Below are 15,887 nucleotides of genomic sequence, written 5' to 3' on the forward strand. Positions count from 1 at the left end.
CGCCGCCTCGAAAATCCAAGGCAGCAGGGATTTGTTTAGAACTGGAAGCGAACCTGACCAGTGATGCCGTAGCTTTCCAGCTGATCGCTATACCGGACATCGGCACGCGCACTGGCACTGACCTGCTTCACATTACCCAACTCGTTTGGCTGCAAGATGCGGACAAAGTTGATACCCGTGCTGATCTCGCCGTATGTGCCAAGGTTCTGGGATGTCAGTTCCACATCGTCGCTGCCGTCTGCAGGGCTAAAGATCGATGTCGGATCGTCAGCCAGATCAGAGTAGACAGTCGCAGAGAAGAACTGACGCGTCGCGGATACGCCATCGTCGCCAAACTGTGACTTCGCCAAGGTCGCCCCGACAAACAGAACGCTGCTGTCAAAGTCCTTCACATCCAGATCACCAAGGTTTTCAAAGCTGATTGGCCCAGTTTCAACCTGCGTGTAGGCAAAGCCGGCTGTTGGAACAATCGACAGGTCCGATTCAGGGATCGAGTAGAAGTAGCTGGCCGCACCCGAAAGCGTGGATGCTTCACTGCTGAACTTCTCGCCGTTCAAACCCAGCGTGCTGTTTGTCGCGCTAAAGTCTGTTGTTTCCAACCGGTACTGCAAATCGAACGCCGCAGGACCGTTGGCGGCTGTGGCATACAGACCCGCATAAAGCTGGTCAAACCCGACACCCGTCGTCGAAACTGTGGTCTTTTGGTCAAGCCCAAACACAGGCTGGGTCGATGAACCAATGTTCACACCCATGATCCCGCCCATCGACAAGTCCCAGCCGCTGACGGCACCGTTAAAGCAGGCATAATCGGAACCGACTTGGATACCACCATATGTCGCGGAAATGGTGCCTTCGATCGGTGAGCGCCCTTCTTGCGTCACAGTCCCTGTCGTATCGGCAAAACCACCTGTTGCACGTGACCACACACCGTAGCCGCATGGATCTTCGTCTTCAAACGCCAAGCCTGTTACAAACGGGCTGGTAGGACGGTTCACAATGGAGCCAATCAAAGACTGTGTCAGGACGATGTTACCAGCCAGACCGGACAGACCGGAACTCAACCCGTCTTGGATCACCAAATCGCCGCCGTCTGACAGACCAATCGTGTAAGACAGGATGCCACGTTCATCGACAACTTCGTCGGATGAGAACGTGAAGGCAGACAGATCTTGGTTTTCGTCCAGATCGACAAGCGTGACGTCAATATCGCGCGCATCAACAACGTCCAGCAGGTTAAAGCTCAGGTTCACTTCACCAGTGACGAATGCGCCCGCACCCATCACAATCTGGTCCGACGCCACGTTGCCTTCAGACAAATCGATATCAAAGACCAACTGACCACCACCCGTCAGACCAGTGCCACCGATGGTCACAATGTCTGTCGGAGACTCGTTTGTGCTCGATAGATCAAGGATACCTTGGTTGTCCAAACCGCCGTCGAAGTTCAACGTACCCGTGCTGTTTATCGTGCCTGTGTTGTTCACCTGACCAACAAAGGTTGTACCAGTCGGCGGTGTTGAGGGGGCAAGTGAAATTGGACCAGCCCCCGGGCTCAGGTTCGTGACATTCAACGTGCCGGTGTTAGTGAACGTACCGTCAATCGCTGTGATATCACGCGCGGTAAACGTACCCGCGTTATTTGTTTCAGTCGCAGTTAGCGTCGTGCCCGTGGACAGTTCAAACGATGTGCTCGCGGCAATATCAAATGTATTGCCAACAGTCAGGTCGCCGCTTGCCATGATGGCTTCAGCAGCAGATGTCAGCGCCAAATCACCAGTCACATCCAGATTGTTGCGGGCAGTCAGATCAGTTCCGACTGTCAGGTCACCATCGATGGTTGCACCACTGAAGGACAATGTTGATCCGGCATCCGCAGTGACATCTGCAACAACAGTCGATCCTGTCACGGCCAATGTACCACCGCTTGCGACAGTACCGGTTGACCCGGATGTCAGCGTATTACCACCCGAAACTGTGATCGTACCAGCGTTCGTGAACGAGCCAACAGTCAGATCGCCGCTCGTGACATCAACTGTACCCGCGTTGGCCAAAGAACCTGTGACGGTACCGTCCAAGGATGACATCGCACCCGAGTTAGTCACATTGCCTGTCACGACCCCTGCAGCATTCAGCGCCAAGGACCCCGACGTGTTCGTCACATTCGCAGCAATCGGACCCGTTACGGAAACGGTACCGCCATCATTTGCGATGCCGCCGTTGAATGTACCGCCAGCCGCAGTCAACGTGCCGCCGGTCAGGCTCGTCTCACCGCTGGTCGTGCTGCCTGTTGATGTGTTCACCGAACCACCTGAAATCGCCACGTCACCTGTGACAGTTCCGTCGTGGTGCAACGTGCCGCCAGACGCGGTCACATCACCGGCAACAGTCCCATCAACCGATGTCGTGCCAGACACCTGGTTCAAATCGCCAGCCAATGTGCCCGCCGCTGCAACAGTGACATCGCCACCGCTGTTCACAAGCGCACCGCCAACTCCGACGCTACCAGTCACATCAACTGTACCACCGTTCGCCGTGACGTTTCCGCCAAAGCTGCCGCCCGCGGCAGTCAGCGTACCATCGTTGACCGTCGCATCACCACTCACGCTTGACGTGGCAGACGTCGTCATAGTGCCGCCGCCAACAATGACGTTGCCTTGAATCTCGCCATCCACAGTGGATGTACCGGACGTATTGGTCAGGTCGCCTGCCAGCACATTGCCAGCAGGGATCGCAACAGTTGATCCATCGTTTTCGATGTCACCTGTTGTGTTAGCGTTTAGGTTCAGGGTGCCGCCCGTTGTGCGGATTCCGCCCGAGAACGTACCACCGTTGGCATCCAATGTGCCCGCAGACAAGGTCGTCAGACCTTGCGTATCCGCACCAGAGTTCTGATCTACCGTGCCACCTGAAATGGTCATAGCTCCGGTAACAGTCCCGTCGTTCTGGGTTGTGCCTGTGCCGCTGTTCGTCACACTTCCCGTCAAAGTTCCGGCAGACGCAATGTTCAAGGCACCGCCGGTGTTCGTCACAGAACCGGTCGTCGCACCATTGATGTTCACCGTACCGCTCGTGTTTGTCACACCACCGGTCAAGTTCCCGCCGGTCGCGTCAACTGTCCCGCCATTGTTCGTAACAAGACCGGAAATGTTTCCGCCTGCGGCGACCAGTTTACCAGCTGTCAAACCAACCGTACCATTCAGTGTACCGCTGTTTGTCACTGTCGACGCAGCGTTCGACACAGTCACGTCACCGGTCATCGTGCCGCCCGTGATCGACAAATCACCACCGTTGCTGTTCACATCAGCAGTTGTGGCACCCGCCACAGTCATCGTGCCTGCGTTGTTCAGAACAGTCTGATTAAAGGTAGATCCGTTTGCGGCAATCGTACCGCCCGTCTGAGTCACAACACCTGTGACCGTGCCACCGTTTTCATCCAGCAAACCTGTGCCAGAAACAGCGACCGTCCCGTCCAGCGTACCTGTGCTGACAACAGAACCCGCAGACAAAAGAATGTCGCCGTCGATTGTCCCGGTGCCATTGACCGTGACAGAGGAATTTGCGTTCCGGTTATCAACGTCACCCGTCAACGTCCGGCCTGTGTTCACAACCAGATCACCACCATTGTTGTCCACATCGGCAGTCGAATTGCCGGTGACCCTCATGGTACCGCCGTTGTTCAGGACTTCTTGGGTAAACGTACCATTCGCAGTCACAGTACCCGTGTTGGTCACTTGGCCAGTCACAGTCCCGTTGTTCGCCAACGTCCCGCTTGTATTTGCAACCGTCGCAGTCAAACCACCACCGGTCGACGTATCAACGCGCACCGTACCACCTGTGTTCGTGACAGTGGTCAACGCAGTCGCACCGTTCACATCCAGTGTACCTGAACCGCTGACGGCGACAGTTGAATTCGCAGTATCCGCCGCAGTCCGGAATGTACCACCATCGGCATCCAGCTCGCCGGACGAAACAACAACGTTATCATCCAGTATCTTACCGCCAGTTTGGTTGCTCAGCGTACCGCCCGAAACCACAACATCACCGGCAATCGTATTTGTGTTGTTCGTGGTCCCAGCATTCACCGTCAGGTCGCTCGTCACGGTGTGACCACCTGTCAGGTTCAGCGTTGTTGAACTCCCATTCACTATGCCATTGCCAACAGTCACGTCACCGTTCACCACGAGGCCCGCATCACCACTCAAGGCAATGCCTCCGCCGACACCAGTGTCGTCTTCCATTGTCAACGTACCGGAGGATGCAATTACGTTTCCGGTTACACCGACCCCGAGCACGCCAGCTGCAGGCGTCGGATTACCAGCGCCTGTCTCCAACGTCACCGCCCCGTCGCTCAGCGTCACGTTACCGACAATCTGACCATCAACAGTCGTCGTGGCACTATCGTCGGAGCTGGCAAAAGCACCCGTCAATTGCTGCCCCGCATCAATTGCCACAACGCCACCGTCATTGGTGACATCAGCCACAGTAGATGCATCGACGTTCAGCGTACCACCAGTCAAACTAATATCTGGCGTCAGCGCTCCGTCAGTTTCAAAAGTACCACCGTTCGCATTCACAATACCCGAGCCGGAAATCGTGGTCTGACCTGTGATGATACCATTGTTGGTCAATGTGCCGCCCGTTGCGGTCAGCGTTCCGTCGATCGTCCCGCTCACCGCGGTTGCCCCGTCTTCCTGCGTGAAATCACCAGTCAATGTCATAGGACCCGCAACCGACAACCCGACCACACCGTCATTGGTCACATCACCAACAGTGCTTGCGTTCAGATTGATAGTGCCGCCCTGAACGACAAGACCACCGTTGAACGCACCACCGTTCGCAACCAGCAAACCATCTGTGACGGTTGTCTCACCGGTAACTGCGGCACCAGCGCTGTTCGTAAACGTCCCATCGGCAACAGTCACGTCATCGCCAATCGTGCCGCTGTTCACAACGGTACCACCGCTAGCACCCGCGCCACTATCAACCAGCGCCACGGTACCGGACAAAGTCTCGTTCGCGGCAATCGTAACCGCGCCTGCGTCAACGCTCACGTTGGCAGTTGTTGTTCCACTTGGCGTCGCCAGCACATCAAAAGTACCGCTTGTCACGTCAACCGCTGCGAATGTCGCGCCAGTTGAATTCAAGTCACCACCATCAACAGTTGTGGCCCCCTGTACGGTACCCGTCGCATTCACGGTGCCACCGTTTACATTCAGCGCCTCCGTGATCGTACCATTATGATTGATAATCCCGTTCGTGCCTTCAGCAGTCACGTCACCTGTCACGGTTAGCCCGTCATCAATCTCGAAGGCAATACCATCGGCATTACCCGCGGTCCCGTTCGTGATATCTCCAGTCGTGTCTGCCGTAATATCAAAAACTGTGGTGCCGCTGACAGTCAAACCGCCATCGAAGGACCCGCCATTTGCGTTCAGATTGCCGGACGTGGCCGTCGCGGCCCCAGAGATCGAACCGTTAGTATTGTGGTTAAACGTACCACCTGTCACCGACAGCCCACCAGTAATATCAGCCGCGTTATCGGTCTGGCCAGCTTGCTGGGTAAAGTCGCCCGTGATTTCGAAATCACCAATGGTCAGCGGGGCTACCCCGTTATTCGTGATCGCCGCAACGGTGTCCGCAGTAACGTTGATCGTACCGCCACTCACAACAATACCGCCGTCGAAGTCACCACCCGCAGCTTCCAGAACACCGCCAGTAACAGTCGTCAGACCAGTCACGGTCGCATCGGTATTGTTTGTAAACGTACCGTCAGCGACGTCGACGGTCGAACTAATGGTCCCGTCGTTTACCACGGTACCGCCGCTTGCAGTTGCACCCATATCGGAATCGATCAAAGCAACCGTACCGTCCAGCTCTTCGTCAGCAGCAATTGTCAGGCCACCCGCATCAACAGTCACATTCGCTGTCGTCGTACCCGCAGTGCCGCCAGCGGCAACTGCAAACGTACCACCGTTCACAGCAACCGTGTTTGTCGTACCACCGTTCTCAAACGTACCGCCAGTCGATGTCAGCATCCCGTCACTGACCGCAACAGACGTACCCGTCACAGTACCCGTGACACCAACCGCGCCACCTTGCACATCAAGATTACCCGTCAGCGTCCCATCAATCGTCGTCGACGATGCGGTCCCCATACCATTATCGAAACTTGTCAGATTAGAAGTCAAATTCGCGCCTGACTGAACCGTTACAATCGCGCCTGTGTTGTTGACCTGCGCAGCAGTTGTATCGGCGGTAACATCAAGCGTACCGCCGTTCGTGACAGTGAACGTCGCCATATCATCCGCTACGCCACTCCCCAGCGCAGTCTCCGCTCCAAACGTACCACCTGCGGCAGTCAGCGTACCACCGCTCACTGCAATATCGTCGTCGAGGTTAACAGACCCAGATTCAGCGTCGAATTCGCCGGCTGAAACAACGATGTCACCAAGGATCGTGCCGGAGTTGGTCGTCGTACCTGTACCAGAGTTGGTAACGCTACCTGTAATCGACCCGTTGTTTGTCACAGTACTGGTGCCACTGTTCACAACGTCACCAGTCAAAGAACCTGCAGCGTCAACAACAACTGTGCCGTCCGCGGAGTTCGTAATTCCTGTGCTTCCAACCGTCGCGGCGCCATCGACCGTGACGCTGCCCGTGGTCACTGCAACGCCCATCGACAAGTTCGCACCGCCAATTTGGACAATACCGCTGCTAGTCACCAAACCGCCAACTTGACCGCTATCAGCGTCAAGCGTCGCACCCGACGCCACATTAATCGCACCGCCGTAGTTGCCGCCTAGGTTCAATTCACCGCCTTCAACCGACAAAACGCCCTCATTTGCAGAGTTGTCGCCAGTCAGTTGCAGTTCACCTTCACCACCTGCGCCATTCACTGTGATCACACCGAACGTCTCCGGCATCATACCATCACCAGTATCAATCGGCGCAGACACGATCGCGACATGTCCGTCAGTCGTCACATCAAATGACAGCGGGTCACCGCCAGTATCGATACCATAAAAGCCACCGCCCACATTAACGCCGCCGGCAATTGTATATCCGCCGATATCAAACCGCAGGCCGATTGGCTTAACATTACTGCCATCGATAGTAACAACCGCCGCCCCACTGCCACCAACCGTATCGAAAATCGCAAAGTCACCGTCTGCAAAACTCCGATCATCGGTAATCGCGGTGATGTCGCCCGCGCCGTCTCTTGTAACAAGAGACCAATTGCTGCCACTCCAGTCCCCGGATGGCGTCACATTGATTGTCAGGGGGCCGCCATTGCCGTCATCCCAAGTCAGTTCTGCCGCATGTACCGCAGCACCACCGCCAATCACCAACGCCGCCCCTGTCGCCAAAACAAAGACAAGCTCTGTCGCGCGGCCGATGCGGCAATGTTTGCGCAGACTGCGCTGACGGATACCGGTTTGAACGTTTTCTGTCGGGCTGGCTTTGGATTGCGTATGCATGTGAATGTCCATCTCGGTAACAAGTGTCAAAATATTAAGACTGTGAAAAATCTGAAGGTGCGGCAAATGGCGTTAAGGCCTCGCATGCCCGCCATATCAGTTCCGTTTGAGAAAACGCTCTACGCGGCGATATCACGTCAAAGCACGCACTTTTGGTCATGCAATAGCTTTTTGGCTTCACAAACGAACTTAACACGGCACCCCCCACGGAAAAGCATTTCTTAATTTGCGGTAAACGAAACATGTTCAATTCGGGCGATCAAGAGAAAACAGGCACAATTGGTAATTGAGTTGCAGGCGGTGCACCCCTGCGTCACCCCAATCATGGACCTTACGTTAACCATTTTCGAACGGTTGAGAGTATCCCAAGGGGTTTCGGTGGACCCCACCGCCCTGTGTTGTATACCGTTGCCTACAGTCTTGCCCTCACACGGATATGTCCCATCATGAGCACCGCAGAAATCGGCCTGATCGGCCTTGGCACAATGGGTGCCGCACTCGCATCGAACATCGCTGACAACGGCTTTGACATCGCGGTTTTTAACCGGACCACGTCAGTCACCAATGAATTCCATGCGACCGCAGGCGAACTTGCAGCCAAAATCACGCCAACCGAAACGCTGGAAGACTTCGTCGCGGCGATTGCCAAACCGCGCGCGATCATTCTGATGGTGCCCGCTGGTGATCCGGTTGACCAACAGATCGCGGCCCTGCGCCCATTGCTTGATGACGACGACCTAATCATCGACGCCGGCAACGCGCTTTTCCACGACACCAACCGCCGCGCCCGCGAAGCGACGGCACCATTCCTCGGCATCGGCGTGTCAGGCGGCGAAGAAGGCGCGCGTTTCGGTCCGGCCATCATGGGCGGCGGCAAGCGCGAATATTGGGACCGTGTCGAACACATCCTCAAAGCCATCAGCGCAAAATTCCAAGACGAACCATGCGCGACCTACATGGGCGAAGAAGGCGCCGGCCACTTCGTCAAAGCGGTGCACAACGGCATCGAATACGCCGACATGCAGATGATCGCTGAAGTCTACGGCGTGATGCGCGACGGCATGGGCATGTCAGCTGCGGAAATCGGCGCAACATTCGCACGCTGGAACGAAGGCCCGCTCGCGTCCTACCTGATCGAAATCTCGGGCGAGGTCGCAAAAGCGACTGATCCGGCATCCGGCAAAGCCATGCTCGACATCATCGTCGATGCAGCGGGTCAGAAAGGCACAGGTCGTTGGACGGCAATCGAGGCACAGCACCTCGCCGCACCGATCCCCGCGATCGAAGCTGCCGTTGTCGCCCGCAACCTGTCATCGCGCATGGACGAACGCGCCGCTGGCGAAGACCTGTTCGGCACTGCCCCGCAGAAAATCGACTCCATCACGCTCGACCAACTCGAACAGGCGCTGATCGCTGGCAAAGTGTTGTGCTACGCGCAGGGCTTCACCATGATTGAAGCTGCGTCCGACAGCTACGGTTGGTCCCTGCCCCTGCCCTCAATTGCGCAGAACTGGCGCGCGGGCTGCATCATCCGCTCTGCAATGCTCGACGATATGGCGACGGCCTTGGGCGAAAATCCGGACCGCAACTTGATGTTCGCGCCGGTCTTCGCGGACTACCTGAAAGCCAACCACAAAGCACTGCGCGAAGTCGTGGCAGCAGGTGCATTGGGCGGTGTCGCGATGCCTGCGCTGTCTTCTGGCATCACCTATTTCGACGCCATGCGTACCAAGCGCGGCACAGCGAACATGATCCAAGGTCAGCGCGATTATTTCGGGCGTCACGGCTTTGCGAAATTCGGCGTCGACGGCAAAGACCACCACGGCCCTTGGGCTGACTAAACGAATTGCGCGGCGGGCCTAGATACAGCGCCCGCCGTCCACTTCCATGCAAACGCCTGTCACCATGCTCGCCTCGTCCGAACACAAATAACAGGCCGCGTTCCCCATATCTTCAGGCGTCGAAAAGCGACCCATCGGGATCGTCGACAGAAACTTTGCGCGGACCTCTGGCGTATCGTCCCCCATGAATGATTTCAGCAACGGCGTGTCCCCCGCAACAGGGTTAATCGCATTCACGCGGATGCCTTCGGGAGCGAGCTCTACAGCCATGCCTTTGGTCGCGTTGTTCATCCATCCCTTGCTGGCGTTGTACCAATTCAACCGCGGACGGGGTGACACGCCTGCGGTCGATGCGACGTTCAGAATACATCCCGACCCTTGGGCTTTGAACAATGGGACGATGTGTTTCGCCGTTAGATAAACCGACTTACAATTGACGGCGAATACCTTATCGAAATCATCCTCGGTCACGTCTTCCATCGGCGCAGGCAGATGGGTCGTACCTGCGTTGTTAACCAGAATATCGACCCTACCGAACACCTTTAGTGTCTGTTCAACCATCGCAGCGACGTCATCGTTAACCGCAACATTGGTCTTCGCAGCCTCGCTCGCAACACCGTCGATATTCAGATCGGCGATCATAACCTTGGCACCCTCGGCCAGAAACTTTGCCACGATCCCCGCACCAAACCCTGACGCACCGCCGGTCACAATCGCGACCTTGCCGTTCAATCTATCACCCATGATATGCCGCCACCGTCTTTAATGTTGAAAATCCATACAGGGCCTCAAACCCTTTTTCGCGTCCATGACCAGAAAGGCCCGTGCCACCAAATGGCAGCTCAACACCGCCCCCTGCCCCGTAGTTGTTCAGGAACACCTGACCAGCACGTAATTGCTTCGCCAGCCGCATCTGACGCGCCCCGTCCTGCGACCAGACCGATGCGACCAAACCAAAGTCGGTGCCATTCGCAATCGCCACAGCCTCCGCTTCATCATCAAACGGAATGACGACCTGAACAGGTCCGAAAATCTCGTCCTGCGCCAGCGTATGTCCGGGGTCCACATCTGCAAAAAGCGTCGGCGTCACATAGGCGCCACCGCTTGGCGCGCCGTCAATTATCTCGCCACGTGCGGCGATTTCAAGATCATGGCCTTTGGCGATAAACTCGTCGACGATTTCCTTCTGCCGCATCGAAACCAGCGGCCCAATATGATGATCGTCCAACGCAGGCCCTGCCCGCAAATCGCGGTACTTTGCGGCCATCTTCATCACGACTTCATCGAACCGAGACCGATGCACCAAAATACGTGACGACGCCGAACATGTCTGCCCCGCATTCTGTATCCCCGCATTCACCAAGAACGGCAAAGCCGCGTCAACGTCAGCATCGTCAAAAACCAATTGCGGGGATTTCCCGCCCAGTTCCAACGTCACTGGCACCACATGTGCAGCCGCGACTTCTTGGATCAATTTGCCCACGCCGACAGAGCCTGTGAAAGAGATATGGCGCACGCGCGGGTGTTTCGTCAGCGCCGAACCCGCCTCTGCGCCCAATCCGGGCACCACGTTCAACGCGCCGTCCGGCAACCCCGCCTGACGTGCGATTTCGGCAAAGGCGAGTGCGGTCAAACACGCCTCTTCCGCTGGTTTCAAAACGCCGGTATTGCCCATCGCCAACGCCGCCCCAACGGAACGGCCAATGATCTGCATCGGGTAGTTCCACGGGATGATATGCCCAGTGACACCATGCGGTTCGCGCAGCGTATAGACTGTGTAGCCATCCAAATACGGGATCGTTTCGCCGTGCACCTTGTCCGCAGCGCCACCGTAAAACTCCATGTAACGGGCCAACGCCACAACATCGGCACGTGCCTGCGTCAGCGGTTTACCAACGTCCATAGACTCTAACGTGGCCAATTCGTCGATATTCTCGAGCACAAGCCTGCCAATTTTCGCTAGCACCCTGCCCCGTTCCGAAGCAGTCGCCTGACCCCATTCCCCTGCCAATGCCGCACCAGCGGCACCAACGGCGCGATCAATATCGACGGCATCGCCACGCGCAATTTTGCACAGAACAGACCCATCTGACGGGTTCATCAGATCAAGCGTACCACCACCAAGCGCGTTAACCCACGCCCCCCCGATAAAACACTTGTTAGGGTCTATGTTCAGGGGGCGCAGGGTCATCTTGAAAACTCCAGTTAACTAGTTTCCATAAGCCACGGCTGGCAGCCAAGTGACAAGTGCGGGGAATTCAAACACCAAGAACAAGCCGAACAACTGCAACAGCACAAACGGGATCACACCGCGGTAAATATGGCCCAACGTGACACCTGGCGGACAAACGCCTTTCAGGTAGAACAGCGCAAAGCCAACAGGCGGCGTCAGGAACGACGTCTGCAAGGTCACAGCCACAAGGATCGCGAACCAGACGACTTCAGGGCTGTCGATCACACCATAGCCGTTGATATCCAGACCAAGGCCCAAGATCACAGGCAGCATCAGCGGCATGATAATCAACGTGATCTCGATCCAGTCCAACAAGAACCCAAGCGCAAAGATCAGCAGCAGGATAAAGAACACAACGACCTGTGGATTGTCGGACGACCCAAGGATCATATGTTCAATAATCTCGTCACCGCCATAAAGGCGCAGCACGTAGGCAAAGAAGTTTGCGGCGATGAAAATCCCCACGATGTAACCCGCCGTGTTCAACGTCTGCCGCATCACATCCAGAAACGTGCGCCCCGTCAGTTTGCGGTTCATTATCGCGAGCAACATCGCACCCATCGCACCCAGACCAGACGCTTCGGTTGGCGTGGCGAAACCGACAAATATCGACCCTAACACAAGCAAAATCAACGCAAGTGGCGGGACGACCGACAATGCAACGTCGCCCACGACCTTCATCGTTACGGGTTCACGGTTCTGCGGCAAAGGCATGGCGTCAGGCTTCACCAATCCGTAGATGATCAGGAACGTGATATACAAACCGCCCAACAACAGCCCCGGGAACAACGCCCCCATGAACAGATCACCCAGCGAAATCGCCAACTGATCCGACATAATCACCAACATGATCGACGGAGGAATCAGGATCCCCAATGTGCCCGATGCGGCGATTGTTCCAGTTGCGACTTCTTTAGAATAGCCCTGCGCGGTCATAGTTGGCAGGCCCATGACGCCCAGCAAAACAACGGATGCGCCAATGACGCCAGTGGATGCGGCAAGGATGATCCCGATCAACATCACCGACAAGGCAAGCCCGCCCCGCAATGCGCCAAACAACACCTGCATCGACTGCATCATCCGCTGCGCCACACCGGATTGATCCAGCATCAGCCCCATGAAGATAAACATCGGCAATGCGACCAGAACAGGGTTCTGGATCGTCCCGCCAAAGAACCGACCAGAGTTCGCGAACAGCTTGCGATATTCGATCCGCGTATCATCAAACGCAATGTATTCTCGGATCGCATCACGGTTCGGATCAAGGATGAAGATCGCAATGATGATGAACACCAAAGAGACACCAACAAGGGCAAAAGCCACCGGAATCCCACGAAACAGCATGACGATAAACACGCCAAACATGGCCAAAACCATCCATTGGTTCAGGTCCAAAAAGGAAATTAAAGACAGCAACTGCATTACACGTCACCTTTCCGGCGCGAGGTCACAAGACCGATGACGATCAAGGCGACAACAATCGCCAATGAGATGTACATCGCATATTCGAAAATCTCGTACTCGCGGGTGATGCGGCGCGCGCGGATTTCATCGTCGGTGAAGAAAATCGCCCAGTACAGAATGTAATGAATGAACCGCCAACCCATGAAGACGGCCGTTGGAAACAACCAGATCAACTGTTTGGCGAGACCCGTTTTGCTGAAAACGGCGAGGTTTTTCTTGAAGGTGGAATAGCCTGCAAGCCATGCCAACGCGAACAAGAACGGCAGCGATGTTTTCAGGATATAGAGCCTATGAAGGCCATTCGGGCTGCTTGAGCCTTCGCCTGACTCGATAGACGCCCATGCGTAATGGGACATCACGTCGGTCATCAGTGCGATAAACGGCAAGAGAAGCCAGCCGATTGCCGCCGCCTCGATCTTGGCCTTCTTCGTGTCGGAATAATTCTGGTGGAAAATATCCACGCGCACGTGGCTTGATGTGGTGATCGCATAGCCAAACGCGGCCAACATGGCGACGCCATAAATCCACCATTGCAGGTCGTCCAACCATGCTTGGTTATGCCCGTTCGCGCGCAACAATACCTGTGCCACGATCGCAACCATCAGCAGCGGGAACGCCCACGCGATGACATTGCCGACGTTGATCACGAGCCGGTCGATTTTGGTGTGTGTTGCGCGGTTCACTTCGCCGGGGTCGCTGATTGCGAGGACCTCTTCGACGCTAAGTGGTGTATTCGTGTCTGTCATCTGCTCTTGCTCTCCCCTGCCCGAGACGACGGCGGCACCAATACATGATGCCGCCGCCCTTTTTTAGACTCTGAAACGCGGTTTACCGGTCGCGTGGCAGGTAGATGTTTGTGGCCCAGTTTTTGTACCCTTCACGGTACTCTGACAGGTCAGCCCAAACAGTCGCAAAGTATTCGTCCTCTGCAGCCAGTTCTTGTGCGATTTCGTTCCAGTTGCTTTCGAACAGGTCCAGCATTTCTGGATCCCATTGCTTGATCGTCACGCCGTTGTTTTCAACGTTGTCGACCATCGCATCAAAGTTCTTGGCTTCACCTTCCGCAAAGTTGGTGGTGATGTTGGCCAAGCAGGCCACTTCGATCTGGTTCTGCGCTGTTTCGGACATGTCATCCCAAACGTCGATGTTCACCAGCAGTTCGAACAATGTGGATGGCTGGTGCCAACCAGGGAAATAGTTGTACTGCGCGATCTTGTAGAAGCCCAAGCGCGCATCGATCAGCGGCATTGAGAATTCAGTTGCGTCAATCGCTCCGCGTTCCAATGCCGGGAAGATGTCACCACCCGCCAGCAGCGACGTGGACACACCCAAACGTTGCATCACTTCCGCACCAAGGCCGAAGAAGCGCATGTTCAGACCTTCAAGGTCAGCCGCGGAATTGATTTCGTTCTTGAACCAACCGGATGTTTCCGGCGCGATGATCCCGCACGGCAGAACCTTCACGTCGTAACCCGCGTTGTCGTACATGCCTTGCCACAGTTCGGCACCGTCGTCGTACAGAATCCAGCCAAGGAATTCGCCTGCTTCTGGGCCGAATGGCACAGCCGCGAACAGCGATGCGGATGTGATCTTACCCTGCCAATAGCCGGATGTCGTGTAGGCCGCGTCGACGGACCCATTGGACACAGCGTCCAGAGCTTCGAGCGTTGGCACCAGCTTGCCCGGATCAAAATGTTCGAATTGCACTTCGCTTGAGATGCTGTTGATCTTTGACACAAAGTCGACGCCAGCCGTACCGAGGATTGGCAGGTTCGACCCGAAGGCGGATGTCATTTCGATGGTGTCTTGCGCCTGCACAGCAGACGTCAGCATTGTTGCGCCCAAGGCTGCAACTGTCAGTGTCGTTTTCATTGTTTTCCTCCCTAGGAATGACCGCGAGGCCAAATGGTCATTTTGACTGCACCGATAAGCGACCAAATCATCGGGCTTCACTTTGTTATGCATCAAATTGGTTCGAAAGCTTTACCAAAATCAATACAAAAGTTTTCAGAGAGGTCGTTCCGATCCTTCTCCTCACCGCGCTCCCACACGGTGGACAAAGGCTAGCCCGTTTATTTGCTAGTAATCAAGACATGACACGCATTTTGCGCATACATTAATAAATACGCTATAAAATCCGCTGTTTCCAGGCAACATTTCTAGCGGGTGGACTGAATTCCGCGCGAATCATCCGGTTACACCAGCGTCATATCCACCGGCGCCAGCCCATCAACGGCACCATGCAGCACGTCACCCGTGCCCACAGGTCCAACCCCAGACGGCGTGCCTGTCATGATGATGTCGCCCGCCCCAAGGTGATAATAGCCCGACAGATGCGCGATGATTTCGGGCACAGACCACACCATTTCGGACAGCAGTCCCGTCTGTTTGCGGACGCCATTCACGTCCAACATGATGGTTTGATCTGCGACCTTTCCGAACGACTTGGCAGGTGTAATCGCCCCGATCACCGCACCGTTTTCAAGGTCCTTACCAAGATCCCATGGCCGGCGGTTATCTTTGCCGACCTGCTGCAGATCGCGGCGGGTCATATCAAGCCCGCAGGCATAACCAAAGACAGACGCGTCTTCACCAAGAGCCGCGACAAATTCAATCTCATGATGGAAGTTCTGGGTGCCCTGCGGGTAGGGTAGCGTCTGCCCGCTTTGCGCCAGAGCCGTGGTAGATTTGGTAAAATACCACGGTGCTTCGCGGTCGACTTCACCGCCCATTTCGGTGGCGTGAGCGACGTAATTGCGACCCACACAGAAGATGCGACGCACTGGAAAAAGCAGATCAGTACCGACAATCGGCAGTGTTTGAACAGGTGATGGAGGAAAGATATATGACATCAGAATGACCTTACTACGT

At 55.7% G+C, this 15,887-nt stretch carries 8 protein-coding genes; 1 reads left to right on the forward strand and 7 read right to left on the reverse strand.

What is annotated here, in order from left to right:
• Window positions 1-35: 35 nt before the first annotated feature.
• Window positions 36-7,478, reverse strand: coding sequence for a hypothetical protein (locus MWU61_RS17350; protein WP_247129731.1), 7,443 nt, complete (start codon window positions 7,476-7,478; stop codon window positions 36-38).
• Between the two features lie 446 nt (window positions 7,479-7,924).
• Between MWU61_RS17350 and gndA the strand changes: the two genes are divergently transcribed.
• Entirely contained in the window at window positions 7,925-9,319 is a 1,395-nt protein-coding gene (gndA, locus tag MWU61_RS17355; RefSeq protein ID WP_247129732.1) for an NADP-dependent phosphogluconate dehydrogenase, read from the forward strand.
• Between the two features lie 18 nt (window positions 9,320-9,337).
• Here gndA and MWU61_RS17360 read toward each other — a convergent pair whose 3' ends face one another.
• The 6 genes from MWU61_RS17360 to MWU61_RS17385 form a co-directional block, all read right to left on the reverse strand.
• Complete coding sequence (locus MWU61_RS17360; RefSeq protein WP_247129733.1) at window positions 9,338-10,063, reverse strand: SDR family oxidoreductase; 726 nt, start codon at window positions 10,061-10,063, stop codon at window positions 9,338-9,340.
• Window positions 10,056-11,510, reverse strand: a complete 1,455-nt coding sequence (locus tag MWU61_RS17365) for an aldehyde dehydrogenase family protein (protein WP_247129734.1) — start codon at window positions 11,508-11,510, stop codon at window positions 10,056-10,058. Before MWU61_RS17365 ends, MWU61_RS17360 begins: the two co-directional genes overlap by 8 nt.
• Before the next feature lie 18 nt (window positions 11,511-11,528).
• A complete protein-coding gene (locus MWU61_RS17370) occupies window positions 11,529-12,974 on the reverse strand; it encodes a TRAP transporter large permease subunit (RefSeq protein WP_247129735.1) in 1,446 nt (481 codons plus the stop codon).
• Window positions 12,974-13,762, reverse strand: coding sequence for a TRAP transporter small permease subunit (locus MWU61_RS17375; RefSeq protein WP_247129736.1), 789 nt, complete (start codon window positions 13,760-13,762; stop codon window positions 12,974-12,976). Before MWU61_RS17375 ends, MWU61_RS17370 begins: the two co-directional genes overlap by 1 nt.
• Window positions 13,763-13,844: 82 nt before the next feature.
• Window positions 13,845-14,888 (reverse strand): TRAP transporter substrate-binding protein, encoded by a 1,044-nt coding sequence (locus MWU61_RS17380; protein WP_247129737.1) that lies wholly within the window; start codon window positions 14,886-14,888, stop codon window positions 13,845-13,847.
• A gap of 323 nt (window positions 14,889-15,211) precedes the next feature.
• A complete protein-coding gene (locus MWU61_RS17385; RefSeq protein WP_247129738.1) occupies window positions 15,212-15,868 on the reverse strand; it encodes a fumarylacetoacetate hydrolase family protein in 657 nt (218 codons plus the stop codon).
• Between the last annotated feature and the right edge of the window lie 19 nt (window positions 15,869-15,887).

The organism is Loktanella sp. F6476L, from assembly GCF_023015725.1.
Classification (GTDB): Bacteria; Pseudomonadota; Alphaproteobacteria; order Rhodobacterales; family Rhodobacteraceae; genus Yoonia.